Source organism: Streptomyces sp. TLI_053 (genome assembly GCF_900105395.1).
Lineage (GTDB): Bacteria > Actinomycetota > Actinomycetes > Streptomycetales > Streptomycetaceae > Kitasatospora.
On sequence record NZ_LT629775.1, the window covers coordinates 4,192,733 to 4,215,448 of the forward strand.

The following is a 22,716-nucleotide window of genomic DNA, read 5'->3' on the forward strand; positions in this document are numbered from 1 at the left end:
AACTTCAGGAGAAGCGAACGTGCTCACGATCGGTGACAAGTTCCCCGAGTTCGAACTCAACGCCTGCGTCGACCTGGACGCCGCGAACGCCTTCGCCGAGATCAACCACAAGTCCTACGAGGGCAAGTGGAAGATCGTCTTCTTCTGGCCGATGGACTTCACCTTCGTCTGCCCGACCGAGATCGCCGCGTTCGGCAAGCTGAACGACGAGTTCGCCGACCGCGACGCCCAGATCCTCGGCGTCTCCGGCGACTCCGAGTTCGTGCACCACGCCTGGCGCAAGGACCACAAGGACCTCCGCGACCTGCCGTTCCCGATGCTGGCCGACGTCAAGCACGACCTGATGCGCGCCTGCGGCGTCGAGGCCGCGGACGGCACCGCCCAGCGCGCCGTCTTCATCGTCGACCCGAACAACGAGATCCAGTTCGTCATGGTGACCGCCGGCTCCGTCGGCCGTAACCCCAAGGAGGTCCTGCGGGTGCTGGACGCCCTGCAGACCGACGAGCTGTGCCCCTGCAACTGGACCAAGGGCGAGGACACCCTCGACGCCCAGGCCCTGCTGGCCGGCTGACCCATGGCCCTCGACGACCTGAAGTCCGCCCTCCCGGACTACGCCAAGGACCTCAAGCTCAACCTGGGCTCGGTCATCGGCAACTCCGACCTCCCGGCCCAGCAGCTGTGGGGCACCGTGCTCTCCTGCGCGATGGCCACCCGCAGCCCCGCCGTGCTGCGCGAGCTGGAGCCCGAGGCCAAGGCCAACCTCTCCCCGGAGGCGTACAACGCCGCCAAGGGCGCGGCCGCGGTCATGGGGATGAACAACGTCTACTACCGGACGCTGCACCTGCTCTCCGACAAGGAGTACAGCAGCATGCGGGCCGGTCTGCGGATGAACATCATCGGCACTCCCGGCGTCGAGAAGGTCGACTTCGAGCTCTGGTGCTTCGCGGTCTCCGCGATCAACGGCTGCGGCCAGTGCCTCGACTCGCACGAGGCCGTCCTCCGCAAGGCCGGCGTCGACCGCGAGGTCGTCCAGGCCTCGATGAAGATCGCCGCCGTGCTCCAGGCCGTCGCCGGCGTCCTCGACTCCGAGGCCGCCCTGGCGGGCATCGACGCCTGACCCGGCACCACCACGAAACGGGCCCCTCGCCCGCGGACTCCGGTCCGCGGCGCGAGGGGCCCGTTTCGTGGTCGGTCAGGGGGTGGGGGGATGGGGGCGGGTGGCGGCTTCGCGGGCGGCTTCGATGGCGGTGAAGACCGCCTGGCCGGCCTCGTTGCGGCGGCGGAGGTGGGTGACCACGGTGTTGGTGACCGCGATCAGGGGGACGGCGACGATGGCGCCGCCGATGCCGCCGATGATCGATCCCGCCGCCACCCCGAGGACGACGCCGAGCGGGTGGACCCGGACGGCCCGGCCGAGGATCAGCGGCTGGAGGACGTGGCCCTCGATCTGCTGGACGGCGATCAGGACCACCAGCACCATCAGCGCCGTCCACGGTGTCGTGGTGACGAGCGCGATCAGGACCGCGACGGTGCCGGTGACCAGCGCACCGACCAGCGGGACGAAGGCGCCGAGGAAGATGATCACGGCGAGCGGCAGCGCCATCGGCACACCGAGCAGCTGGATCCCGACGCCGATGCAGACCGCGTCGATGAACGCGACGCAGACGGTGCCGCGGACGTAGGCGGTGAGCGTGGCCCAGGCCTTGGGGCCGGCGCCGGCCATCGCGTAGCGGGAGTGCCTGGGCAGGCCGCGCAGCGCCCAGTTCCAGATCCGCTCGCCGTCGTAGAGCAGGAAGAAGGTGGTGAAGAACGCCAGCAGCACGGCGGTCAGCACCTCGACCGCGATCTGCGCGCCGGTGATGCTGGCCGAAGTGATCTGCTCGCTGTTGGTGCTGATCGCCTTGGTGATCTGGTTGGCGAAGTCGGTGATCTGCTGCTCGGTCAGGTGCAGCGGCCCGGTGATCAGCCAGTCCCGCAACTGGTCGACACCGGCCTTGACCTTGCTGGTGACGGTCTCGAGATTGGTGGTCACCTGCCAGACCACGAACCAGCCGACCAGGCCGATGCCGGCCAGTCCGCTCATGAACACCCCGCCGGCGGCCAGTGAGCGCGGGACCCCGTGCCGGCGCAGCCAGGAGACGGTGGGCTCCAGCAGCGCGGAGATCAGCAGCGAGGCGAGCACCGCGAAGGCGACCAGTCGCAGCATGTCGACGATGTAGAAGACGACGTAGAGCGCGGCGCCGAGCAGCAGCAGCCGCCAGGTGGACTCGGCGGCGACCCGCAGGCCCCAGGGCACCGCCTCGGCGGGGGTGGCGGGCCGGCCGAAGTGGCCGTGCGGGGGCAGCGGGGCGGCGGGGGCAGGCGCGGGGGCCGCGGCGGCGGCGGGCGGTGCTGCCACCGGGACGGCCGCGGCGGGCGTACCGGACGGCCCGGCCGGTACGACGGCCGCCGCCGCCGCGGGCACAGCGGCCTCCCGCGGACCGGGCAGCGGACGGACGGCCGGAGCCGCCACCGGATCCACCGGGTGGAGGGTCTCGTGGAAGTCGGCCGCCATCGCGGCCCGTCGGCGCCGTTCGATGACGGCGGCCGCGCTCGCCACCACGGCCATGCCCTTGGCCACGGCCTTGAAGGCCTTTCCGCCCCGCGCCATGCTCGCTACCACTTCTCCCCGCCGGAGCCGCCCGGTGCGGCGGCACGCCGTGGGTCCCGCCACGGCCGTCAGGGATAGACGCTACCCGGCCGCGGTGCGGTGAGTCCGCCCGGCGAGCGCGATCCGCCCGGGTTCTTGCGGCGGGAGCCGCTCGGACGGGGGACGATTCCGGGGCAAACCATCATGTCCCCGGTGGTTTCAGGCACGGGACAGCGGGGAGGAGTCGGGCGGGAACCAGGAGCCGACTGTCGGCGGACCGGCCGGGCGGAGAGTCACCAGGACCCCTCCCCGTCCCCGCGTCCGCACCAGGACCGCACCGCCCGTGGCGCCATGGTCAGCGCCACCCGGGCGGCGCGGCCCGCTCCCCGGCCCGACCGGGCAACCGGAGCAACCGGGCCGGCAGACCCACGGGTCCCGGAAAAGCGGAACGCCGCGGCCTCCCCGATCGTGATCGGGGAGGCCGCGGCGGGCGTTCCTAGTACCAGTGGTGCGACTGCCAGAACGACCAGGCGCCACAGGGGCTGCCGTAGCGGCTGTTCATGTAGCCGAGACCCCACTGGATCTGGGTGGCCGGGTTGGTGCGCCAGTCGGCACCGGCCGAAGCCATCTTGGAGCCGGGCAGCGCCTGGACCAGGCCGTACGCGCCGGAGCTCTTGTTGGTGGCGGTGTAGTTCCAGCCGCTCTCGCGCTTCACGATCTGGCTGAAGCACTGGAACTGCGAGTCGCTGCCGATGATCTGCTGGGCCAGCTCCTGCACCGAACCGGGGCTGACCGAGACCGGCGGAGTCGACGGGGCACTGTCGGTGGCGGCCATCGCCGAACGCGCCTTGGAGCGGTTGGCGGCGGCCTCGTCGGCCTTCCGCTTCTCCTCGGCGGCCTTCGCGGCCTTCTCCGCCTCGGCCTTGGCGGCAGCGTCGGCGGCCTCCTTGGCGGCGGCGTCGGCCTTGGCCTGCGCCTCGGCGGCGGCCTGCTGGCGCGCTGCCTCCTCGGCGGCCTTCTGCTCGGCGGCGGCCTTGGCCGCGGCGTCGGCGGCGGCCTGCTGGGCGGACGCCTGCGAGCCGATGTTGTCGCTGATGGTCTGCGCCTGGGCGCCGGAGGGGACTTCGGCAAGCAGCGTCGCGCCGGCGACGTCGACCGTCTGCGTCGTCTTCGCCTCGCTGCCCGCGCCCATACCGACCACGGCACCGACAGCGGTGACGGCGGTGGCGGAGGCGACGGCGACTCCCCGGACCGAGATCCGAGTCACATGGATTCCTTCCAGCATCGCCCACGCGTGACCGTACAGGCGCAACATGCCCCTTGGCGCTGCCCTCCGTACGGTGCTGGTCACGGGAGGTACTGACCCGGCGTCCGGTCGAGGTGAGGCGACCGGGCGTTGTGATCGGGCGGCGTACGGCTCAGGTCTTCAATTGTGCGTCCACTGACCGGAGTTGGTGGACCGTCCGGGCCGGACTCCCGGTCTCCCGGAAGCCCTGCCATGCCGTACGCGGGGCCTGACAGAACCCTCACCATGCCGCACCGGGCACTGTCGACGCAATTCCCTGTTGCGTGGCGGATGTCACATTCACCGTACTGGCGTTCACCGGACAGAAAGCACGCGATGTGATGAAAGGGACAAGGGCCCGCTCCCTCAAGAGCGGGCCCTATACCGGGAATTGACTGTTTTGTCCCTAACTGCCCATTGGATTCCGGTAAGTCCGGAAAGTCCGGATCAGGGCTGAACGTCCTCCAGCATCTCGGTCACCAGCGCCGCGATCGGCGAGCGCTCGGAGCGGGTGAGGGTGATGTGGGCGAACAGCGGGTGGCCCTTGAGCTTCTCGACCACGGCCACCACGCCGTCGTAGCGGCCGACACGGAGGTTGTCGCGCTGGGCGACGTCGTGGGTGAGGACCACCCGCGAGCCCTGGCCGATCCGGGACAGCACCGTCAGCAGGACGTTGCGCTCCAGCGACTGCGCCTCGTCCACGATCACGAAGGCGTCGTGCAGGGAACGCCCCCGGATGTGGGTCAGCGGCAGGACCTCCAGCATCCCCCGGGAGATGACCTCCTCGATCACGTCCGGCGTGGTGACGGCCGACAGGGTGTCGAAGACCGCCTGCGCCCAGGGGCTCATCTTCTCCGACTCGGAACCCGGCAGATAGCCGAGCTCCTGCCCGCCGACCGCGTACAGCGGCCGGAACACCATCACCTTGCGGTGCTGCTGGCGCTCCAGGACCGCCTCCAGCCCCGCGCACAGCGCCAGCGCCGACTTGCCGGTACCGGCCCGGCCGCCCAGCGAAACGATCCCGACCTCCGGGTCCAGCAACAGGTCCAGCGCGACCCGCTGCTCGGCGCTGCGCCCGCGCAGGCCGAAGGCCTCGCGCTCGCCGCGCACCAGGCGGACCCGGCCGTCGCCGGTGACCCGGCCGAGGGCCTTGCCGCGCTCGGAGGTGAGCACGAGCCCGGTGTGCACGGGCAGCTCGTCGGCGCCGGGGACGTCGACGCCGGCGTCGTGGCCGGCCGCGAACAGCGCGTCCACATCGTCGGCGGCGGCGTGGAGCTCGGCCATGCCGGTCCAGCCGGAGGTGATCGCGAGTTCGGCGCGGTACTCCTCGGCGAGCAGGCCCACCGAGGACGCCTTGATGCGCAGCGGGAGGTCCTTGGACACGACGGTGACGTCGTAGCCCTCGGCCTGCAGGTTGCGTGCCACCGCCAGGATCCGGGTGTCGGCCTCGCCGCCGCCGGCCCGGTAGCCGACCGGCAGTATCGAGGTGTCCGAGTGGTTGAGCTCGACCCGGATGGAGCCGCCGAGCTCGCCGACCGGGATCGGCTCGTCCAGACGCCCGAACCGGATCCGGAAGTCGTCGAGCAGCCGCAGCGCCTGGCGGGCGAAATAGCCCAGCTCCGGGTGGTGCCGCTTGGCCTCGAGCTCGGTGACCACGACCACGGGGAGGACGACCTCGTGCTCCTCGAAACGGGTCATCGCCAGCGGGTCCGCCAGCAGCACACTGGTGTCGAGAACGTACGTGCGCCGGTCTGGTGTCCGGCGGCTCTTGGAACTGACCACTAGGCCTCCAGGGCGGATGACCCTGCGTCATCCGCGGCAAGCCGGCCCCGCTGCCCCGGTGGCCTCGGAGCCGGTCTGATCGGAGTATTCCCAGGCGGGGGGCGGTGCATTCGCGCCCCCGGAGAACTGACGGATCATTGCGGATGAACGTTTGGCCTCGCCCTGCCACCGGGTAGGCCAGCTCTTACGGCGGTCAATCCCGACGCCCGGCGGGCAGCGCTCCCGGGTCCCCGGCGGACGGCGCCCCGCCGCCCCGGCGGGCGCGGCCGACCGCACCCCGGCGGACGCCGCTCCCGTCAGAGCCCCAGCCGCCGGTTGCGCTGCTCGAAGGCGCGCAGCGCCCGCAGGAAGTCCACCTTGCGGAAGGCCGGCCAGTACGCCTCGCAGAAGTAGAACTCGCTGTGCGCGCTCTGCCAGAGCAGGAAGCCGGACAGCCGCTGCTCGCCCGAGGTGCGGATGACCAGGTCCGGGTCGGGCTGCCCCTTGGTGTACAGGTGCTCGGCGATGTGCTCGACGTCCAGGACCTCGGCCAGCTCCTCGATCGAGGTGCCCCGGCCGGCGTGCTCCTGGAGCAGCGAGCGGACGGCGTCGGCGATCTCGTGCCGCCCCCCGTAACCGACCGCCACGTTGACCGTGATGCCCTCGATGCCCGCGGTCTCGTCGGCGGCGCGCTTCAGGACGTCGGCGGTGTGCTGCGGCAGCAGGTCCAGCGCGCCGACCGGGTGGACCCGCCAGCGGCGGGCGGCGGCCAGACCGGTGACGGCGTCCTCGATGATGCCGAGCAGCGGGACCAGTTCGTCGGCCGGGCGCGAGAGGTTGTCGGTGGAGAGCATCCACAGCGTGACGACCTTGACGTGGGTCTCGTCGCACCAGCCGAGGAATTCGCTGATCTTGTCGGCGCCGCGCTGGTGGCCGTACGCGGTGGAGCCGCCGGTCGCCTTGGCCCAGCGGCGGTTGCCGTCGAGGATCACTCCGATGTGGTGCGGGGTGCGGGCGAGGTGCACCTCGACCCGGCGACCGTAGAGGCCGTACATCCCGTCCAGCAGGACGCGCAGACCCGGCGTGCGTTCGACGACATCGCGCAGACCCATGGTTTTCGGCCCCTCCGTGCTCACTTCAGCGGGTGCTTCAGAACCCCCGGCGCAGCCTACTCCCGCGCTGTGGCGGCAGGGAAAGCCGCAGGTCGCGGGAGGGTCACGGTCCTGTGCGGACTCTGTCGCCGCGGGCCGGGCCCGGGTGGCCGGAAGACACCCGCGCGGCGCCCCGGGGGCGGCCGGGGGAACGCCCGGCGGCCGGATACGGAACGGTCTCTGCTTCCTTAAGGAATCCGTAAGCCGACGGTTCAATGCTTGACGACCCCCAATGGTCTAGTCCAGCTTTTGTGCCAGGGCGGAACGGCGTACCGGAACCGCCCCTCTCGAGGCAGTACTGCGGACCTCCCCTCCCCCACACGCGGCCGCCGCGCCCCCCACCGCGGCGGCCGCTCCTCCCCCACAGGAGCGCACCTCCATGGCCCGTACGCTGAACCGGCCCGCGTCGCACAAGCGCCGCCGCGGCCCCGTCCCGGCCCTCGCGGCCGGCGCCACCGCCCTGGCCCTGGCCGGCACCGGCCTCGCCCTCTTCGCCGGGGGCGCCAACGCGGCCGCCGGGAACCTCGTCGCCAACGGCGGCTTCGACGGCTCGCTGGGCGGCTGGACCTGTACCGGCTCCGCGAGCGCGGTCACCACTCCGGTCCACTCCGGCTCGGGCGCGCTGCAGGCCGCCCCGGGCTCGGCGGACACCGCCGAGTGCACGCAGACCATCAGCGTGCTGCCCAACACCAGCTACACCCTGAGCGCCTGGGTCCAGGGCCCGTACGTCTACCTCGGTGCGCGCGGCACCGGTGGCACCGACCCGAGCAGCTGGTCCAACCAGAGCAGCTGGAACCAGCTCTCCTCCACCTTCACCACGGGCGCGAACGCCCGCAGCGTCACCGTCTACCTGCACGGCTGGTACGGCCAGAGCGCCTACCTCGCCGACGACGTGGTGCTGAGCGGCCCGGGAGGCACCCCGAGCCCGACCGCCACCCCGACGGTCACCCCCACGCCGACGCCCACGGCGACCGCCACCCCCACGGCGACCACGACGCCGACCGCGACCGCCACCCCCACGGCGACCGCCACGCCGACCCAGACCGCGACGCCGACCCCCACGGCCACCAGCACCGGCAACCCCACCACCGGCCTGCCCAAGCACGTCGTCACCGGCTACTGGCACAACTTCGACAACAAGGGCAACAACCTCCAGAAGCTGAGCGACGTCCAGAGCGCGTACGACATCATCGCGGTGTCCTTCGCCGACGCCGTCGCCAACCGCCCCGGCGCCATCACCTTCAAGCTGGACGCCGAGCTCTCGGCCGGTCTCGGCGGCTACTCCGACGCCCAGTTCCGCGCCGATGTGAAGGCCAAGCAGGCGGCCGGCAAGAAGGTCATCCTCTCCATCGGCGGCCAGAACGGCGCGATCTCGGTCAACGACGCGGCCGCCGCCCAGGCCTTCACCGACAGCGCCTACGCCGTCATCAAGGACTACGGCTTCGACGGCATCGACATCGACCTGGAGAACGGGGTCAACGCGACCCACATGGGCAACGCCCTGCACAGCCTCCAGTCCAAGGTCGGCTCCGGCTTCGTCCTGACGATGGCCCCCGAGACCATCGGGATGTACTCCACCGCGGGCGCCTACTTCCAGCTGGCGCTGAACACCAAGGACATCCTGACCGTCGTCAACACCCAGTTCTACAACTCGGGCGGCATGAACGGCTGCGACGGCAAGGTCTACACCCAGGGCACCATCGACTTCATCACCTCGCAGATCTGCACCCAGATCCAGGGCGGCCTGCGGCCCGACCAGGTCGGCATCGGCGTCCCGGCCTCCACCAAGGCGGCGGGCGGCGGCTACGTCGCGCCGAGCGTCGTCAACAACGCGCTGGACTGCCTGGCCACCGGCAAGAACTGCGGCAGCTTCGTCCCGCCGGCCAAGTGGCCCACCATCCGCGGCGCGATGACCTGGTCCACCAACTGGGACTCCGTCAACGGGAACTCGTTCTCCAACACGGTCGGCCCGTTCGTCCACCAGATGCCGTAACCGAGGACCGCACCCCCACGGCGCGCCTCCCCTTGAGGGTGGGGCCGGCGCGCCGACGACGGGCCCGCCGTACCGGACCGGTACGGCGGGCCCGTCCGCGTTCCCCGCGGCGGCGGACGGGCCGCCGCGCCTCAGCCGGAGTGCCCGAGCACCGCCACCAGGGTGCCGAGCAGCATGAACGGACCCAGCGGCACCTCCCGGCCGCGCACCGGCCGGCGCCGCACCAGGGCGACCAGCAGGACGCCGACCGACCAGAGCCCGGCCAGCAGCACGAAGGCGACCAGGCCGGACAGCGCGGCGGACCAGCCGTACCGGCCGAGCAGCGCCCCCAGGCCGAGCGCCAGCACGGTGTCCCCCGGGCCCATCCGCCCCAGCTGGACCGGGACTTCGAACAGCACCCCGGCCGAGAGCGCCACCAGCAGGCAGCGCAGCAGCGTCCCCGGACTGCCGTCCACCACTTCCAGCACCGTCAGCAGCAGCGCCAGGCCCGCCGCCAGCGTCCAGGTGAGCGGGTAGGGCAGCCGGTGCACCCGGGCGTCGGTGAAGCCGAGCACCACACCGGGGCCGGCCAGCCAGAGCAGCAGCACCGCGTCCGCCGGGCGGGCGGCGGTGAGCGCGGCGGCGGCCGCGGCGGCGGTGACCGCCTCCACCCGCCACGGGCCCGGGCCGAGGCCGGTCCGGCAGCCCGGACAGCCGCCGGTCGGCGGCAGGCCGCGCAGGGCGCGCCCGCAGGCCGGACAGGCCAGGCACCACGGCTGCTCCTCGGGCACGGCGTAGCGCACCACCAGCCCGCGCAGGGCCGGTGCCACCAGCAGCCCCGCCAGGACCGCCCCCAGCACGATCGCGATCACGGCTTGCCCCCTCCTCCTCCGGTGGCGGTACGATCCGGCGGGTTCCGCTCCGGAACCGACCGGACACCGTCCGCGTCCGACAATGACGGCGCCGCCGATCCCCGGATCCCCGGCGCCGCACCGACCACATCATCCACGGGGGAGAGACACCTTGACGAAGCTTCGGAACACTCTGCGCGCGGCCGCTCCGGTGGCCGCGCTCGCACTCGCGCTGACCGCCTGCGGTCCGGAGAACGACGACCCGGCCGTCACCGCCGCCCCGACCGGCGCCGCGCCCACCTCGGCTGCGGCGAACGCCCCGGCGGGCGCCCCGACGAGCGCCCCGACGGGCGGGATCACCGCGGCCCCGACCGCCGCCGCCCCGACCTCGGCCCCCGCGGCCGGTGCGGCGGGCGGCGCGGCCGGCGGCGGCAGCCCGACCGCGGGCGGCCTGCCCTCGGCCGCGACCAGCGGCAACCCGATCGGCGGGGCGAGCGGCGGCGGCAGCAAGATCACCTTCGACAACCCGCTCGCGCCCACCGCCACCGGCAGCTACCTCGGCAAGACCAAGGCCGACGTCACCCCGGTCTCGGTGGTCAAGGGCACCGCGGCCGAGATCGCGCCGTACAACTGGAAGCCGGCCGACACCGCGGGGAAGACGCCGTACTACGTGACGGTCAACTTCACCAACCGGACCGGTGCCCCGCTGCAGGACGAGTACTTCATGATGCGGTTCAAGGTGCAGACCGAGCCCAAGGGCACCGGCATCCTGTCCGCCCCCACCGTCCTGCGGTCGATCCCGCAGTGCGACTCCGGCAAGAAGCCGGGCACCCTGGCCGACGGCGAGACCCAGCAGCAGTGTGCCGTCTATCTCGTTCCGGACGGCACCCCGCCGCAGTTCCTCGTCTTCGGTAGCGTTCTGGACACCCAGCCGCTGATCTGGAAGGCCGGCTGAGGCCTCCGCCTCCCGATCGAAGGGGTAGCGGAACAGTAACGTCCGGGCGGTCCGGCGGGTGTCCCACGACATGCGCCGGGCCGCCCGTTCGTGCCCCTAAAGTAGGCAGGCATGCAGGTCATCCAGTCCAGCAAGCTCGCCAATGTCTGCTACGACATCCGCGGTCCGGTGCTCGAAGAGGCCATGCGGCTGGAGGAACAGGGCCACCGCATCCTGAAGCTCAACACCGGCAATCCGGCGTTGTTCGGCTTCGACGCGCCGCCGGAGATCCTCCAGGACATTCTGCGCAACCTCTCCTCCGCGCACGGGTACGGCGACTCCAAGGGTCTGCTCTCCGCCCGCCGTGCCGTGGTGATGAACTACGAGGAGCGCGGGCTGCACGGCCTGACGGTCGAGGACGTCTTCCTCGGCAACGGCGTCTCCGAGCTGATCCAGCTGGCGATGACCGCGCTGCTGGACGACGGCGACGAGGTGCTCGTCCCCGCTCCGGACTACCCGCTGTGGACGGCCTCCGTCTCGCTGGCCGGCGGCACCGCCGTCCACTACCGCTGCGACGAGCAGTCCGACTGGTACCCGGACCTCGCCGACGTCGAGGCCAGGATCACCGACCGCACCAGGGCGATGGTGGTGATCAACCCGAACAACCCCACCGGCGCGGTCTACCCGCGCGAGGTGCTGGAGGGGCTGGTGGAGATCGCCCGCCGGCACCAGCTGGTGGTCTACGCGGACGAGATCTACGACAAGATCCTCTACGACGACGCCGAGCACGTCCCGCTGGCCACCCTGGCCCCCGACCTGTTCTGCGTCACCTTCAACGGCATGTCCAAGTCCTACCGGGTGGCGGGCTTCCGCTCGGGCTGGATGGTGCTGTCCGGGGACCGCACCCGGGCCCGCAGTTACGTCGAGGGCCTGACCGTGCTGGCCTCGATGCGGCTGTGCGCCAACATGCCGGCCCAGCACGCGGTGGCCGCGGCGCTCGGCGGGCGGCAGTCGATCAAGGACCTGGTGCTGCCCGGCGGACGACTGCTGGAGTCCCGGGACGCCGCGTACCGGCTGCTCAACGAGATCCCCGGAGTCAGCTGTGTGAAGCCGAGGGGCGCGCTCTACGCCTTCCCCCGGCTGGACCCGAAGGTCTTCAAGATCAAGGACGATGCCCGGATGGTGCTCGACCTGCTGCGGGCCGAGCGGATCCTGCTGGTCCAGGGCTCCGGCTTCAACTGGCCCGAACCGGACCACTTCCGGCTGGTCACCCTGCCGCGCGCGGAGGAGATCACCGACGCGGTGACCCGGATCGGCGCCTTCCTGAGCGGCTACACCCAGCCGTAGCGCGCCCGGGAGCGGGCTGGTCGGAACATCCGGAAAAAGCGCTACGGCCGGAGCCCCGGTCGGGCGATCTCCTTGGTCGGGGAAAGATCGTCCGTCGGGTCTCCGGCCGTCCTGTCGCTGACCGGTGCGCTCGTTTCGTGCGGCGCACCGGCCTCTCTACCGCTCCTGCTGAGGCTCAGGCTCAGCCGAGGCGGGCGACCAGGTCTCGGTACTCGTCCCACAGCTCGGTGGGCGTGTGCTCACCGAACATCTCCAGGTGGGCCGGGACGAGCGCGGCCTCCTGACGCCAGATGTCGGCGTCGACGGTGAAGAGCAGGTCGAGGTCCTCCTTCGACAGCTCCAGGCCGTCCAGGTCGAAGCCCTCGACGGTCGGCAGCACGCCGATCGGGGTCTCGACACCCTCGCCCTTGCCCTCCAGGCGCTCGACGATCCACTTGAGCACGCGGCTGTTCTCGCCGTAGCCCGGCCAGACGAACTGACCGTCGGCGTTCTTGCGGAACCAGTTCACGTAGTAGATCTTCGGCAGCTTGGCGGCGTCGGCCGAGGCGCCGATCTTCAGCCAGTGGGCGAAGTAGTCGCCCATGTTGTAACCGCAGAACGGGAGCATCGCGAACGGGTCGCGACGCAGCTCACCGACGGTGCCCTCGGCGGCGGCGGTCTTCTCGGAGGCGATGTTGGCGCCCAGGAAGACTCCGTGCTGCCAGTCGCGGGACTCGGTCACCAGCGGGACGGCGGTGGCCCGGCGGCCGCCGAACAGGATCGCCGAGATCGGCACACCCGCCGGGTCCTCCCACTCGGGGGCGATGGTCGGGCACTGCGCGGCCGGGACGGCGAAGCGGGCGTTCGGGTGGGCCGCCGGGGTGCCGGACTCCGGCGTCCAGTCGTCGCCCCGCCAGTCGATCAGGTGGGCCGGCTTCTCGTCGGTGAGGCCCTCCCACCACACGTCACCGTCGTCGGTGAGCGCGACGTTGGTGAAGACGGTGTTGCCCCAGAGGGTGTCGATCGCGTTGGCGTTGGTGTCGACACCGGTGCCCGGCGCGACGCCGAAGAAGCCGGCCTCGGGGTTGATGGCGTACAGGCGGCCGTCGGCGCCGAAGCGCATCCAGGCGATGTCGTCGCCGATCGTCTCGACCTTCCAGCCCGGGATGGTGGGCTGGAGCATCGCGAGGTTGGTCTTGCCGCAGGCCGACGGGAAGGCGGCGGCCGCGTACTTGACCTCGCCCGACGGCGGGGTGAGCTTCAGGATGAGCATGTGCTCGGCCAGCCAGCCCTCGTCACGGGCCATGGTCGAGGCGATGCGCAGCGCGTAGCACTTCTTGCCCAGCAGGGCGTTGCCGCCGTAGCCGGAACCGAAGGACCAGATCTCGCGGCTCTCCGGGAAGTGCGAGATGTACTTGGTGCTGCTGCACGGCCACGGCACGTCCGCCTGGCCCTCGGCCAGCGGGGCACCGACGGTGTGCACGGCCTTGACGAAGTCGCCGTCCTCGCCGAGCTGGTCCAGCACCGCGCGGCCCATGCGGGTCATCACGCGCATCGACACCGCGACGTAGGCGGAGTCGGTGATCTCGACGCCGTACGCGGCCAGCGGGGAGCCGACCGGGCCCATCGAGAACGGGACGACGTACATGGTGCGGCCCTTCATGGCACCGCGGAAGAGGCCCTGCTCGCCGCTGAAGATCTCCCGCATCTCGGCGGGGGCCTTCCAGTGGTTGGTCGGGCCGGCGTCCTTCTCCTGCTCGGAGCAGATGAAGGTGCGGTCCTCGACCCGCGCCACGTCCGTGGGGTCGGACGCGGCGTAGTAGGAGTTGGGTCGCTTGTCCTCGTTGAGCTTCTTGAAAGTGCCCTGGGCGACGAGCAGGTCCGCGAGGCGCTGGTACTCCTCCTCGGAACCGTCGCACCATTCGACGCGGTCCGGCTGGGTGATCTCCGCAATCTCGCGCACCCACGCCAGCAGACGCTGGTGGCGGGTCGGCGCGGCGCTGAGAGCAGCCGAGTTCTCGTTCGACACGATCGCTCCGTTTCACGCCATCCCGGCGGGGAGACGGCGTAGCGGGGGTTGAGGGTGCTTGCAGCGTAGCTCCGCGCCTTGGGCCGGAACGCGGCGAGAAGGCAAAATTGACGCATCTTTTACTACAGTAAGGATGATTACCAGCCAGTAGCACGGCCTCCCGGGAGCCTTCGACCCCCCGCCGACCCCTGCGCCAATACTCCAAAACGTCCAAGTCGTGATGAGCGCCACTTCCTACGACTGGGTAACCTACGGATCCGTAGGTAGCGGGTAGCATGCGGCTCATGACTGCTGAGCTCCTGCAGGGCGCGGAGCGCGCGCCGCTCAAGCCGAAGTGGCGCGGCTGGCTGCACGCCGGGATGTTCCCCGCCACCGTGGCCGCCGGGATCGTGCTGATCTGCCTGGCCGAACCCGGGCCCGCGAGAGTCGCGTGCGCGATCTACTCGGCCAGCGCCTGGCTGCTCTTCGGGGTCAGCGCGGTCTACCACCGGTTCACCTGGGGCCCGCGCGGCGACGCGGTCCTGCGCCGGCTCGACCACGCGAACATCTTCCTGATCATCGCCGGCACCTACACGCCGTTCACCATCCTGCTGCTGGACGGCGCCGCCCGGCAGGTGCTGCTCTGGGCGGTCTGGGGCGGTGCGCTGGCGGGGATCGCGTTCCGGGTCTTCTGGGTCGGCGCGCCGCGCTGGCTGTACACGCCGGTGTACATCGCGCTGGGCTGGGCCGCCGTGTTCTTCCTGCCGGACTTCCTGCACACGGGCGGGGTCGCGGTGATCGTGCTGATGATCGTCGGCGGGGTGCTCTACAGCATCGGCGGCGTGGTGTACGGACTCAAGCGGCCCGACCCGTCACCGCGCTGGTTCGGCTTCCACGAGGTGTTCCACGCCTTCACCCTCGGGGCCTTCATCACCCAGTACGTCGGCGTCTCACTGGTGGCCTACAGCGCGGCCGGCTGATCCCGGCGCCCCGTGACGGGCGGTCGACCGGTCGTGCGACCGGACGGCCGCCCGTTCCGCCGTCCACTCCCGCACCGGGCGCTCGTGCGGCGCCCGGTCGTGGGACCCGCGTTCGCGCGGCCCGCGCTCGTACGAGCCCTCGCGACGGCGCTCGCGCGACCGGTCGTGGTGGTCGTGACGGTCGTGCGCGTAAGGGGTCCGCGACTGGCGCCCCGCCTGCCGCGCGTCGATCGCCTCGCGGGCCCGGCGGCAGCGCTCGCAGTGCGCGGCGTCCACCGTGCCGCCCGCCGTCCGATGACCCTTGGGCGCCGCCCTTCGGTCCGGCTCGGGCAGCTGGCGGAGCAGCCGCCAGCGGCGGCCCACGTAGACCATCAACAGCAGCACCTCGACCCCGGCGACCAGCAGCACCAGCGCGGCGCCGTTGATCAGATAGGCCGCGACCACGGCCAGCGCCGAGGCAACCACCACTGCGGCGCCCCAGATCTGGGCGCCCGACTCCCGATCGGCCATTTCGGCTTCCCCTTCCTGCGCCGGGCTCGTGGTCGGCCCGTGCCGCCCCACCCCTTCTCCGCTCTCGGCACGCACCGGCCCGCACTGACCGACGGCCACATGGTATCTACCGACAGTCACCCGTAACCGCCCAAAGGCGGCGAACGACAGATCAACGTTGCGTCAATTCCCCGTGCGGAACGCGCACTTCCAGGACACATCACGGAGAGTAGTCGACTCGGAAGGTCGGTCGGGCATTGACGGCAGCCATCTTTTGAGAGTTACTTTCATTTGACAGTGACTCCTCTTCGCAGGCCCCGGAGGTTCCCGTGTCCACCCCGCCCACCGACCAGGCCGCCCCGCCCGGGCCGGACCCACGGCGCTGGCTCGCCCTCGTCGCGGTCGCGCTCAGCGTCCTGGTGATCAGCTTCGACATGACGGTCCTGAACGTGGCCCTGCCCACGCTCGCCTCGCAGCTCCGGGCCACCACCGGGCAGCAGCAGTGGATCGTCGACTCCTACACCGTGGTCTTCGCCGCCGTGATGCTCCCGGCCGGGCTGGTCGGCGACCGCTTCGGCCGCCGCTTCACCCTCACCCTGGGCCTCGCCCTGTTCGGCCTCGCCTCCGCCGTCGGCATGCTGGCCGACAGCCCGGGCACGCTGATCGCCGCCCGGGCCGCGATGGGCCTGGCCGGCGCGCTCGTCATGCCGATGTCCATGGCGGTGATCCCCGGCCTCTTCCCGCCCGCCGAGCAGCGCCGGGCCACCGCGATCCTGGCCGCCGCGCTGGCCGTCGGCACCCCGCTCGGCCCGCTGATCGGCGGCTTCCTGCTCCAGCACTTCTGGTGGGGCGCGATCTTCGCGATCAACCTGCCGCTGGTCGTCATCGGCATCACCGCCTGCACCCTGCTGCTGCCGGAGACCCGCAATCCGGCCGCGCCCCGGATCGACCTGCCCGCCACCCTGCTCGGCGCGGGCGGCCTGGCCTCGCTCACCTACGGCATCATCGAGAGCCCCGAACGCGGCTGGAGCGACCCGCTGGTGCTGGGCACGGTCGGCGGGGCGCTGGTCGCCCTCACCGCGCTGGTGCTGCGCAGCCGGCGGCAGCGGGACCCGATGCTCGATCTGACCCTGCTCGCCGACGGCGGCTTCCGCTGGTCGACGGTGGCCGCGACGCTGGTGTCGCTGGTGCTGTTCGGCGCCTTCTTCGTCCTCCCGCTGTACTTCCAGAGCGTGCTGGGCGCCGACGCCTTCGGTACCGGCCTGCGGCTGATGCCGATGATGCTCGGCCTGATGGTGGCCGCCCGGCTCAGCGACCGGCTCGTCGCCAGGACCGGCCCCCGGTCGGTGATCGTCCTCGGGCTGGCCCTGCTGGCCGGCGCGCTGCTCCTCGGCAGCCGCACCGAGGTCGCGGACGGCTACGGCCTCGCCGCGGTCTGGCTCACCCTGCTCGGGGTCGGCATGGGCCTCTCCCTGATCACCGCGCAGGCCACCGCCCTGCTCACACTGCCGCCCGCCCGGGCCGGCGTCGGCTCCGGGCTGCTGCAGACCTTCCGGCAGGTCGGCGGCGCGATCGGGGTGGCCGTCTTCGGCAGCCTGCTGGCGGACTCCTACCGGGGGGCACTGGACACCGGCGGGCTCGGGGACCACCTCGCCGAGCTGGCCGGGCGCTCGGTGGTCGCCGCCGACACGGTCGCCGCCTCGACCGGCGACTCCGCCCTGGCCGCCTCGGCGCACGGCGCCTATGTGCACGGGATGACGGTCGTGCTGCTGGTCTCGGGGGTGATCGCGGCGCTGTCGGCCGTCCTGGTGGCGCTGCGGATGCCGGCCGCCGAACCGACCGGGGCCGCCACCGAGCCGACCGGGGCCGCCGTCGGACAGGCCGGGGCCGCCGCCGAGGATTCCGGGGCCGCCGGACCGGCCGGGCCCGCCCGGGAACCCGGCGGGCCGGGCGAGGCCGTCGCACCCGCGACCGATCGCGGATAATCGAAGACATGAGCGCACCGCAGTCGGCAACGGCACCTCCGGCCGGACCGGACAATCCGATCCAGGCGATGCTGGAGGCGCCGCTGTCGCTGCGCGAGCGGAAGAAGCTGAAGACCCGCCAGACCATCCGGCGCGAGGCGTACCGGCTGATCGCCGAACAGGGCTACGAGAACACCACGGTCGACCAGATCGCGGCCGCCGCCGAGGTCTCCCCGTCCACCTTCTTCCGGTACTTCGCCACCAAGGAGGACCTCGTCCTCACCGACGAGTACGACCCGGCGATGATCGACGCCCTGCTCGCCCGCCCCGCCGACGAACCGTTCCTGCGGTCCTGCCGGGAGGCCCTGATCGGGCTGCTGCGGCAGCTGCTGGAGCACGAGCGCGAGGAACTGCTCGTCCGGATGCGGCTGACCAAGGACGTCCCCGCGCTGCGCGCCCGGATGATCGACACCGGCAACGAACCGCAGCGGCTCTACCTCACCGCGCTGACCCGGCGGGCCGGACTGCGGGAGCCCACCTTCGCGATGCGGATCACCGCCGCCGCGATCGGCGCCGCCACCACGGAGACCGTGCTGCAGTGGGCCGAGGGCGGCGGCACCGCGGACATCGCCGAGCTCGTCGACCACGCCTTCGCGGTCCTGGAGCACGGGTTCACCGAGGCGTGACGCACGGCAGGACCGGTGGCCGGGCTCGATGCCCCGCCACCGGTCCGCCGTCCGGGCCGATCCGCTACCCGCGCGGATCCGCCGGGCGCACCACCGCCCGCCGCCGCAGCGCCAGGCCCGCGCCCGCGAGCGCGGTGACGCCCAGGGCCGCGACCGCCGTCACGGCCGGCAACGCGCTGCCGCCGTTCACCGACGTACCGGCGGCCCGCTGGGCGCCGGGCTCGTAGCCGCCGCCCTTGCCCGCCCGGTCGTAGGCCGAGCCGGGCAGCTTGTCGCCGTACCGCTGCCGGACCAGCCCCTGGTACGCGGCCAGGCTCACCCCGGCCTCGCCCACCGAGCGGCGCGCCTCGTCGTCCAGCGGCAGCACCCGGCCGTCCCGCAGCACGTACCAGGCGTTGATCTGCGGCTCGCGGAAGGCCGTACCGCCACCGCCGGCCGCCGCCCGCGCCGCGTAGTCGCTCTCGTCGCCGCCGGTGGCGATGTTGACGACCCGCCAGCCGCCGTTCTGCTTGACCGTCCAGACCGAGGCGACCTGGCCGTCCGCCGCGACCACCTTGCTCGCGGTGAACTCGGCCCGGGCCACCGGGGCGCCCGGCGAGCCGGACACGAAGTCCGCGTCCAGCAGGTAGACCGGCACGGTGTCACCGGCCAGCCTGGGCGCGGCCGCGACCGCGCCCGACGCCTCCTCGGCCGCCCCGACCGTGAGCTGCCCGGTCGACGGGGCACCCTTGCGGGCGAAGAACCGGCCCACCTGGTCCAGCACCGCCGGACTCTGCACCGTGCCGCGGGCCTGGGCCAGCTCCGCCGCGGGCACCGGCTCGGGCACCCCGCCGGGTCCGGCCGCGGAGGCGGCCGGGGCGAGGGCCAGGCCGAGGCCGGCGGCCAGCAGGACGACCGTCGCGCCGCGGACGGCCGCGGCATCACGCATGCTGCTCATGTCGCCCCTCACGCGCCGATCCGGTACAGGGAGTGGGTCCAGGAGAACGTGCCGTTCGACACGTAGTAGTTGTAGTCCGCCCAGTTGTAACGGGTGTTGGACGGCCACGGGTCGCCCCAGTAGACCCAGTTGTTGGAGGTGTCGAACCCGTAGACCACGTGCATGTGGCCGCCGCCGGAACTCCACTGGATCCTGGTCTCGATCGGCCGGTTGGCGTTCACCTCGGTCTGCACCGTGCTGTAGCGCAGATAGCCGGTGACGTAGGAGCCCGGGTTGATGCCGACCCAGCTCAGGCCGTTCTGCACATCGCCCAGCGTGGCCTGGCTGTTGGGGCAGCTCGAGTTGGTCGAACGGCCGAACGCGGCGTTGCAGAACTGGTTCTGGCTGTAGGTGTAGCCGTACCAGGTGGCGATGGTGTTGCCGCTCGCCGCCCAGCACCAGTTGCTCTGCTGTTGCTGCTGCATGGTGATGTTGAGCTTCTTGAAGGTGCCGGCCAGATCGGCCGTGGCACCCGTGGCGGCGGGCTGCACCCGCTGGGCCCGGTTCTGGACGGAGGCGGACGAGGCCGTGGGGGTGGCCTGGGCCGGGGTGACGGCCGCGACGCTGAGCGCCGGGCCGAGGACGCCGAGTGCGAGCACCGAGACGGTGCGGCGCAGGCGTGTCCGTGCGACTGACATGGGGGATTTCCTCCTTGCGACAGGCAGAGGAGTCGAGAGGTGTGGGGGTGCGGTCCGGATCGCGCCACCGAGCATCGCGCTGTTGACATGGCCGGTCAACGCCTCTCGGCGCCCCGTCCGCCGGGTGTGAACGCACCCGCCCCGTTGTGAACGCCGGCCCGGGAACCCCTGCCAGTCACGCCCCGACCGGTGACAAACCCCCCTCCACATGTGAATATTCACGACCGACCGGGCCCGCCCCGTCCGCCACCCGAGGAGGCCGCATGCAGCGGACCGACCACCCCGACCTCGCCACCGCGCTGCGGACCGGCCCGTTCCACCTCGCCCTGCGCACCGCCATCGCCGTCCGGGGCCTCGCCCTGCACCGGGTCCGCGACCACCTCGCGCTGCGCGGCGTCCACATCGGGGTCACCAGCCTCAGCTACTGGCAGCAGGGCCACCGCCGCCCCGAGCGGCCGGAGTCGCTGCGTGCCGTAAGAGAGTTGGAGCGGGTCCTGGACCTCCCCGCGCACTCCCTCACCAGACTGCTGGGCCCCCGGCGCGGCGCACCCGCCGAGCCGGCCGGCCCGCCCGTCCGCCCCTACCGCGACCTCATCAGCCCGGCCACCGCCGTCGACGACCTGCTCACCGAGCTGTCCAGCCCGCGCGACACCGGCCTGCACACCATCACCCACATCGAGCGGATCCGGATCGGCCCCGACCGCCAACTGCTGCGCCGCGACTCCCAGCACGCCCTGCGCGCCCACCGCGACGGGATCGACCGCTACCTCGCCATCCACCAGGGCGACCCCGGCAGCGACATCACCCGGGTCGGGGTGCGCGCCGAGGAGAACTGCCGCCCCGGCCGCATCCGCCGCGACCAGGCGCACGACCTGCTGGTCGCCGAACTCCTGCTGGACCGGCGACTGCGCGCGGGCGACACCCATCTGCTCGGCTACGGCTTCGACGACGCCCTGTCCCCCACCCCCAGCTGCGAGTACGTCCGGGGCTTCAACTCGGGCGCCGGCCAGTACGTCCTCCAGGTCACCTTCCACCCGGCGGCGCTGCCGGTCCGCTGCCACCGCTTCGCCCGCCGCTCCCCCGCCGAACGGCCCTACGAGACCGAGGAGCTGACCCTCGACGGCCACCACTGCGTCCACCTGGTCGCGACCGCCCTGCGGCCCTGCATCCTGGGCATCAGCTGGGACTGGGAGTAGGGCGTGTGGCGCCGGCCGCGGCCGTTCCGGCCGACAGTCCGGCCGGCTACCGGTCGTACCGCCCGGGGTCCGCCGCCAGCCGGCGGGCGTCGTAGCCGGGGTCGACGGTACCGAACACCCGGTCCCAGACCGTGGTGTAGAAGCCCAGGTTGACCGAGGGGTCCCGGTGGTGGCCGACATGGAACATCGGCAGCGCCACCCAGCGGAACACCGCCAGCCGCCGGACCCGGACCGGGAACGGCTCCACCCCCAGGTGCCCGAGCAGGCCGAAGACCAGATTGACGCCGATGTAGCCCGCCAGCGCCGCCGCCGACATCCCCGGCCAGAGGCAGAGCACCGCGATCCACGCCCCGCCGAAGCCCAGCACCTCCAACGGGTGCAGCACGAAGAGGGTGGCCGGGCGCGGGTCCGGGTAGGCGTGGTGGAGTTCGTGCGCCAGCCGGTAGAGCCGGCGGCGGTGGGCCAGCCAGTGGCCGCCGTACATCAGCGCGTCCATCACCAGCGAGAACAGCAGCAGATCGGCCAGCGCCCGCGGTCCGGTGTCCGCGGTGAGCCGGATCAGGTCGGCCCGCCACAGTAGCCAGCCAGCTAGCCCCAGGGCCGAGTTGAGCAGCACGGCGACCACCGTCAGCAGCCGTTCCCGGCGGTCCGGAGGCGCGGGGGCCGGGGTCAGCCGCCGGTCGCCGAAGCGGCGGACCAGCCAGCCCCCGGCCAGCAGCGCCACCGCGAACAGCGCGAGGTTGCCGGCCAGCGCTCCGACCGCCACCTCCAGCGGCCCCAGCCGGGCCGCCCGTGCCAGTACCGCGTCCACCGTCGCGCCCCCTCCGCCCGCCCTGCCCCCACCGGTCCGACGCCTCCCCGGCACCGGTGGTTCCCGGACCCCGCGACCGGACCCCGCGACCGGCCTCCGCCCGCCGCCCACCGGCGGGCCTCAGTCGCCGAAGGCCAGCTCCACGCAGTCCTCCACCGGCCGGTAACCGATCTGCTGGTAGATCGAGTTGCTGGTCGGATTGGCGAGGTCGGTGTAGAGCAGCACCTCGGCCGCCCCCCGGGCGAGGGCGGCGGCCGAGGCGGCCGCCGTGACGCCGCTGGCGTAGCCCCGGCCCCGGGCGTCGGCCGGGGTGTAGACGGGGCCGATCCGCGACATCCCGGCGATCACCGCGCTGGCCCCCGCCACCGCGACCGGCCGCCCGCCGTCCTCCCAGAGGTGCAGCTGGCCGGCGGCGGTCCGGTCGTCCACCACCGTCGCGAGGTTGGGAATCCGGATGTCCACCTCGTCGGCGAACTCGCCGAACCAGCGGATCAGCAGCTCACGGTCGTCCGCTCCGGCGAGCCGGGCCCGGCCGGACGGCGGACGCGGCGGATCGGTCAACTCGCCCAGCCGGTAGAGCCGTTCGTTCGTCCTGACGGTGCTCGTGGCGCCGGTGGCCCCGGCCCAGGCGGCCCCGAAGGCCAGCGTCGCGCGCGCACCGCCGGCCACTCCGGTGAGCGCCGCGGACCGGGCCGGCCCGGCGGCCGGCTCGGCGGCCAGCTCGGCGGCCAGTTCGGCTGCGGCAGATTCCGGCATCAGCCCCAGCCGCGGGGTGAACGGCGGCGTCCGCAGGAAGGCACCGGCGACCGGCCCGGCCGGCTCGGCGCTCCACCAGCCGAACACCGGCACGCCGTCGCCGTAGTAGTGCGGGCCGCGCGCCGTCAGCCGGTCGGTGATCGTGAGCAGGACGGTGTTCTCGGCCGGGTGCGCGGCGAGGAACCCGCCGGCCCGGGCGCGGAAGTCGTCGAGGGAGCTGCTGATGGTCCAGGGCATGTCCCATCCTCCCCCGGCTCCCGCGCCTCCCACCACCGCATTTCCGCTGCCGCTCGTACGCGGCCG

At 72.5% G+C, this 22,716-nt stretch carries 20 protein-coding genes; 9 read left to right on the top strand and 11 right to left on the bottom strand.

Annotation, left to right across the window (positions count from 1 at the left end; genetic code table 11):
* Positions 1 to 19: 19 nt before the first annotated feature.
* On the top strand, positions 20 to 571 hold the full coding sequence (locus tag BLU95_RS16705) for a peroxiredoxin (protein WP_030397082.1): 552 nt from the start codon (positions 20 to 22) through the stop codon (positions 569 to 571).
* Positions 572 to 574: 3 nt separating this feature from the next.
* Positions 575 to 1,117: an alkyl hydroperoxide reductase gene (locus BLU95_RS16710; RefSeq protein WP_093860725.1), complete on the top strand. Its 543-nt coding sequence runs from the start codon at positions 575 to 577 to the stop codon at positions 1,115 to 1,117.
* 75 nt (positions 1,118 to 1,192) lie between these two features.
* On the opposite strand, the gene BLU95_RS16715 is transcribed toward BLU95_RS16710, so the two are convergent.
* The 4 genes from BLU95_RS16715 to BLU95_RS16730 all read right to left on the bottom strand — a co-directional run bounded on the left by BLU95_RS16715 (position 1,193) and on the right by BLU95_RS16730 (position 6,787).
* A complete protein-coding gene (locus BLU95_RS16715) occupies positions 1,193 to 2,650 on the bottom strand; it encodes an AI-2E family transporter (RefSeq protein ID WP_093860726.1) in 1,458 nt (485 codons plus the stop codon).
* 475 nt (positions 2,651 to 3,125) lie between these two features.
* Positions 3,126 to 3,896 carry an aggregation-promoting factor C-terminal-like domain-containing protein gene (locus BLU95_RS16720; protein WP_093860727.1) on the bottom strand — a complete coding sequence of 257 codons (771 nt, stop codon included), beginning with the start codon at positions 3,894 to 3,896 and terminating at the stop codon, positions 3,126 to 3,128.
* 465 nt (positions 3,897 to 4,361) lie between these two features.
* Positions 4,362 to 5,696 carry an RNA 5'-3' helicase PhoH2 gene (gene phoH2 / locus BLU95_RS16725; RefSeq protein WP_093860728.1) on the bottom strand — a complete coding sequence of 445 codons (1,335 nt, stop codon included), beginning with the start codon at positions 5,694 to 5,696 and terminating at the stop codon, positions 4,362 to 4,364.
* A 296-nt stretch (positions 5,697 to 5,992) separates the two neighbouring features.
* Complete coding sequence (locus BLU95_RS16730; RefSeq protein WP_078880489.1) at positions 5,993 to 6,787, bottom strand: isoprenyl transferase; 795 nt, start codon at positions 6,785 to 6,787, stop codon at positions 5,993 to 5,995.
* Positions 6,788 to 7,205: 418 nt separating this feature from the next.
* Here BLU95_RS16730 and BLU95_RS16735 point away from each other — a divergent pair, with 418 nt between their 5' ends.
* Positions 7,206 to 8,819, top strand: coding sequence for a chitinase (locus BLU95_RS16735; RefSeq protein WP_093860729.1), 1,614 nt, complete (start codon positions 7,206 to 7,208; stop codon positions 8,817 to 8,819).
* 131 nt (positions 8,820 to 8,950) lie between these two features.
* Here the strand turns inward: BLU95_RS16735 and BLU95_RS16740 are convergent, their stop codons facing one another.
* On the bottom strand, positions 8,951 to 9,670 hold the full coding sequence (locus tag BLU95_RS16740) for a prepilin peptidase (RefSeq protein ID WP_093860730.1): 720 nt from the start codon (positions 9,668 to 9,670) through the stop codon (positions 8,951 to 8,953).
* A 151-nt stretch (positions 9,671 to 9,821) separates the two neighbouring features.
* On the opposite strand from BLU95_RS16740, the gene BLU95_RS16745 reads away from it, so the two are divergent.
* The gene (locus BLU95_RS16745; protein WP_159424908.1) at positions 9,822 to 10,604 is read left to right on the top strand and encodes a hypothetical protein; all 783 of its coding nucleotides are present in this window, start codon (positions 9,822 to 9,824) and stop codon (positions 10,602 to 10,604) included.
* 111 nt (positions 10,605 to 10,715) lie between these two features.
* A complete protein-coding gene (locus tag BLU95_RS16750) occupies positions 10,716 to 11,930 on the top strand; it encodes a pyridoxal phosphate-dependent aminotransferase (RefSeq protein ID WP_093860732.1) in 1,215 nt (404 codons plus the stop codon).
* 181 nt (positions 11,931 to 12,111) lie between these two features.
* Here the strand turns inward: BLU95_RS16750 and BLU95_RS16755 are convergent, their stop codons facing one another.
* Positions 12,112 to 13,938, bottom strand: coding sequence for a phosphoenolpyruvate carboxykinase (GTP) (locus BLU95_RS16755; protein ID WP_093860733.1), 1,827 nt, complete (start codon positions 13,936 to 13,938; stop codon positions 12,112 to 12,114).
* Between the two features lie 284 nt (positions 13,939 to 14,222).
* On the opposite strand from BLU95_RS16755, the gene trhA reads away from it, so the two are divergent.
* Positions 14,223 to 14,897 (top strand): PAQR family membrane homeostasis protein TrhA, encoded by a 675-nt coding sequence (trhA, locus tag BLU95_RS16760; protein WP_400753973.1) that lies wholly within the window; start codon positions 14,223 to 14,225, stop codon positions 14,895 to 14,897.
* Here trhA and BLU95_RS16765 read toward each other — a convergent pair.
* Entirely contained in the window at positions 14,868 to 15,407 is a 540-nt protein-coding gene (locus BLU95_RS16765) for a hypothetical protein (RefSeq protein ID WP_093860735.1), read from the bottom strand. The genes trhA and BLU95_RS16765 overlap by 30 nt on opposite strands.
* Positions 15,408 to 15,715: 308 nt before the next feature.
* Between BLU95_RS16765 and BLU95_RS16770 the strand changes: the two genes are divergently transcribed.
* Positions 15,716 to 17,371 (top strand): MFS transporter, encoded by a 1,656-nt coding sequence (locus BLU95_RS16770; protein WP_231978601.1) that lies wholly within the window; start codon positions 15,716 to 15,718, stop codon positions 17,369 to 17,371.
* Between the two features lie 8 nt (positions 17,372 to 17,379).
* The gene (locus BLU95_RS16775; RefSeq protein ID WP_197698765.1) at positions 17,380 to 18,036 is read left to right on the top strand and encodes a TetR family transcriptional regulator; all 657 of its coding nucleotides are present in this window, start codon (positions 17,380 to 17,382) and stop codon (positions 18,034 to 18,036) included.
* Between the two features lie 64 nt (positions 18,037 to 18,100).
* Here the strand turns inward: BLU95_RS16775 and BLU95_RS16780 are convergent, their stop codons facing one another.
* Positions 18,101 to 18,973, bottom strand: a complete 873-nt coding sequence (locus BLU95_RS16780) for a hypothetical protein (RefSeq protein ID WP_093860737.1) — start codon at positions 18,971 to 18,973, stop codon at positions 18,101 to 18,103.
* 8 nt (positions 18,974 to 18,981) lie between these two features.
* Positions 18,982 to 19,650 (bottom strand): papain-like cysteine protease family protein, encoded by a 669-nt coding sequence (locus BLU95_RS16785; RefSeq protein WP_093860738.1) that lies wholly within the window; start codon positions 19,648 to 19,650, stop codon positions 18,982 to 18,984.
* 263 nt (positions 19,651 to 19,913) lie between these two features.
* Between BLU95_RS16785 and BLU95_RS16790 the strand changes: the two genes are divergently transcribed.
* On the top strand, positions 19,914 to 20,846 hold the full coding sequence (locus BLU95_RS16790) for a hypothetical protein (RefSeq protein ID WP_093860739.1): 933 nt from the start codon (positions 19,914 to 19,916) through the stop codon (positions 20,844 to 20,846).
* A gap of 46 nt (positions 20,847 to 20,892) precedes the next feature.
* Here BLU95_RS16790 and BLU95_RS16795 read toward each other — a convergent pair whose 3' ends face one another.
* Positions 20,893 to 21,657, bottom strand: coding sequence for a sterol desaturase family protein (locus BLU95_RS16795; protein ID WP_197698766.1), 765 nt, complete (start codon positions 21,655 to 21,657; stop codon positions 20,893 to 20,895).
* Between the two features lie 120 nt (positions 21,658 to 21,777).
* Complete coding sequence (locus tag BLU95_RS16800; protein ID WP_093860740.1) at positions 21,778 to 22,650, bottom strand: GNAT family N-acetyltransferase; 873 nt, start codon at positions 22,648 to 22,650, stop codon at positions 21,778 to 21,780.
* Between the last annotated feature and the right edge of the window lie 66 nt (positions 22,651 to 22,716).

Coding starts and splice junctions, on each gene's coding strand:
- BLU95_RS16785 (WP_093860738.1), bottom strand. CDS start 19,650: ATGTCAGTCGCACGGACACGCCTGCGCCGCACCGTCTCGGTGCTCGCA.
- BLU95_RS16750 (WP_093860732.1), top strand. CDS start 10,716: ATGCAGGTCATCCAGTCCAGCAAGCTCGCCAATGTCTGCTACGACATC.
- BLU95_RS16775 (WP_197698765.1), top strand. CDS start 17,380: ATGAGCGCACCGCAGTCGGCAACGGCACCTCCGGCCGGACCGGACAAT.
- BLU95_RS16730 (WP_078880489.1), bottom strand. CDS start 6,787: ATGGGTCTGCGCGATGTCGTCGAACGCACGCCGGGTCTGCGCGTCCTG.
- BLU95_RS16790 (WP_093860739.1), top strand. CDS start 19,914: ATGCAGCGGACCGACCACCCCGACCTCGCCACCGCGCTGCGGACCGGC.
- BLU95_RS16710 (WP_093860725.1), top strand. CDS start 575: ATGGCCCTCGACGACCTGAAGTCCGCCCTCCCGGACTACGCCAAGGAC.
- BLU95_RS16735 (WP_093860729.1), top strand. CDS start 7,206: ATGGCCCGTACGCTGAACCGGCCCGCGTCGCACAAGCGCCGCCGCGGC.
- BLU95_RS16780 (WP_093860737.1), bottom strand. CDS start 18,973: ATGAGCAGCATGCGTGATGCCGCGGCCGTCCGCGGCGCGACGGTCGTC.
- BLU95_RS16715 (WP_093860726.1), bottom strand. CDS start 2,650: ATGGCGCGGGGCGGAAAGGCCTTCAAGGCCGTGGCCAAGGGCATGGCC.
- BLU95_RS16765 (WP_093860735.1), bottom strand. CDS start 15,407: ATGGCCGATCGGGAGTCGGGCGCCCAGATCTGGGGCGCCGCAGTGGTG.
- BLU95_RS16800 (WP_093860740.1), bottom strand. CDS start 22,650: ATGCCCTGGACCATCAGCAGCTCCCTCGACGACTTCCGCGCCCGGGCC.
- trhA (WP_400753973.1), top strand. CDS start 14,223: ATGACTGCTGAGCTCCTGCAGGGCGCGGAGCGCGCGCCGCTCAAGCCG.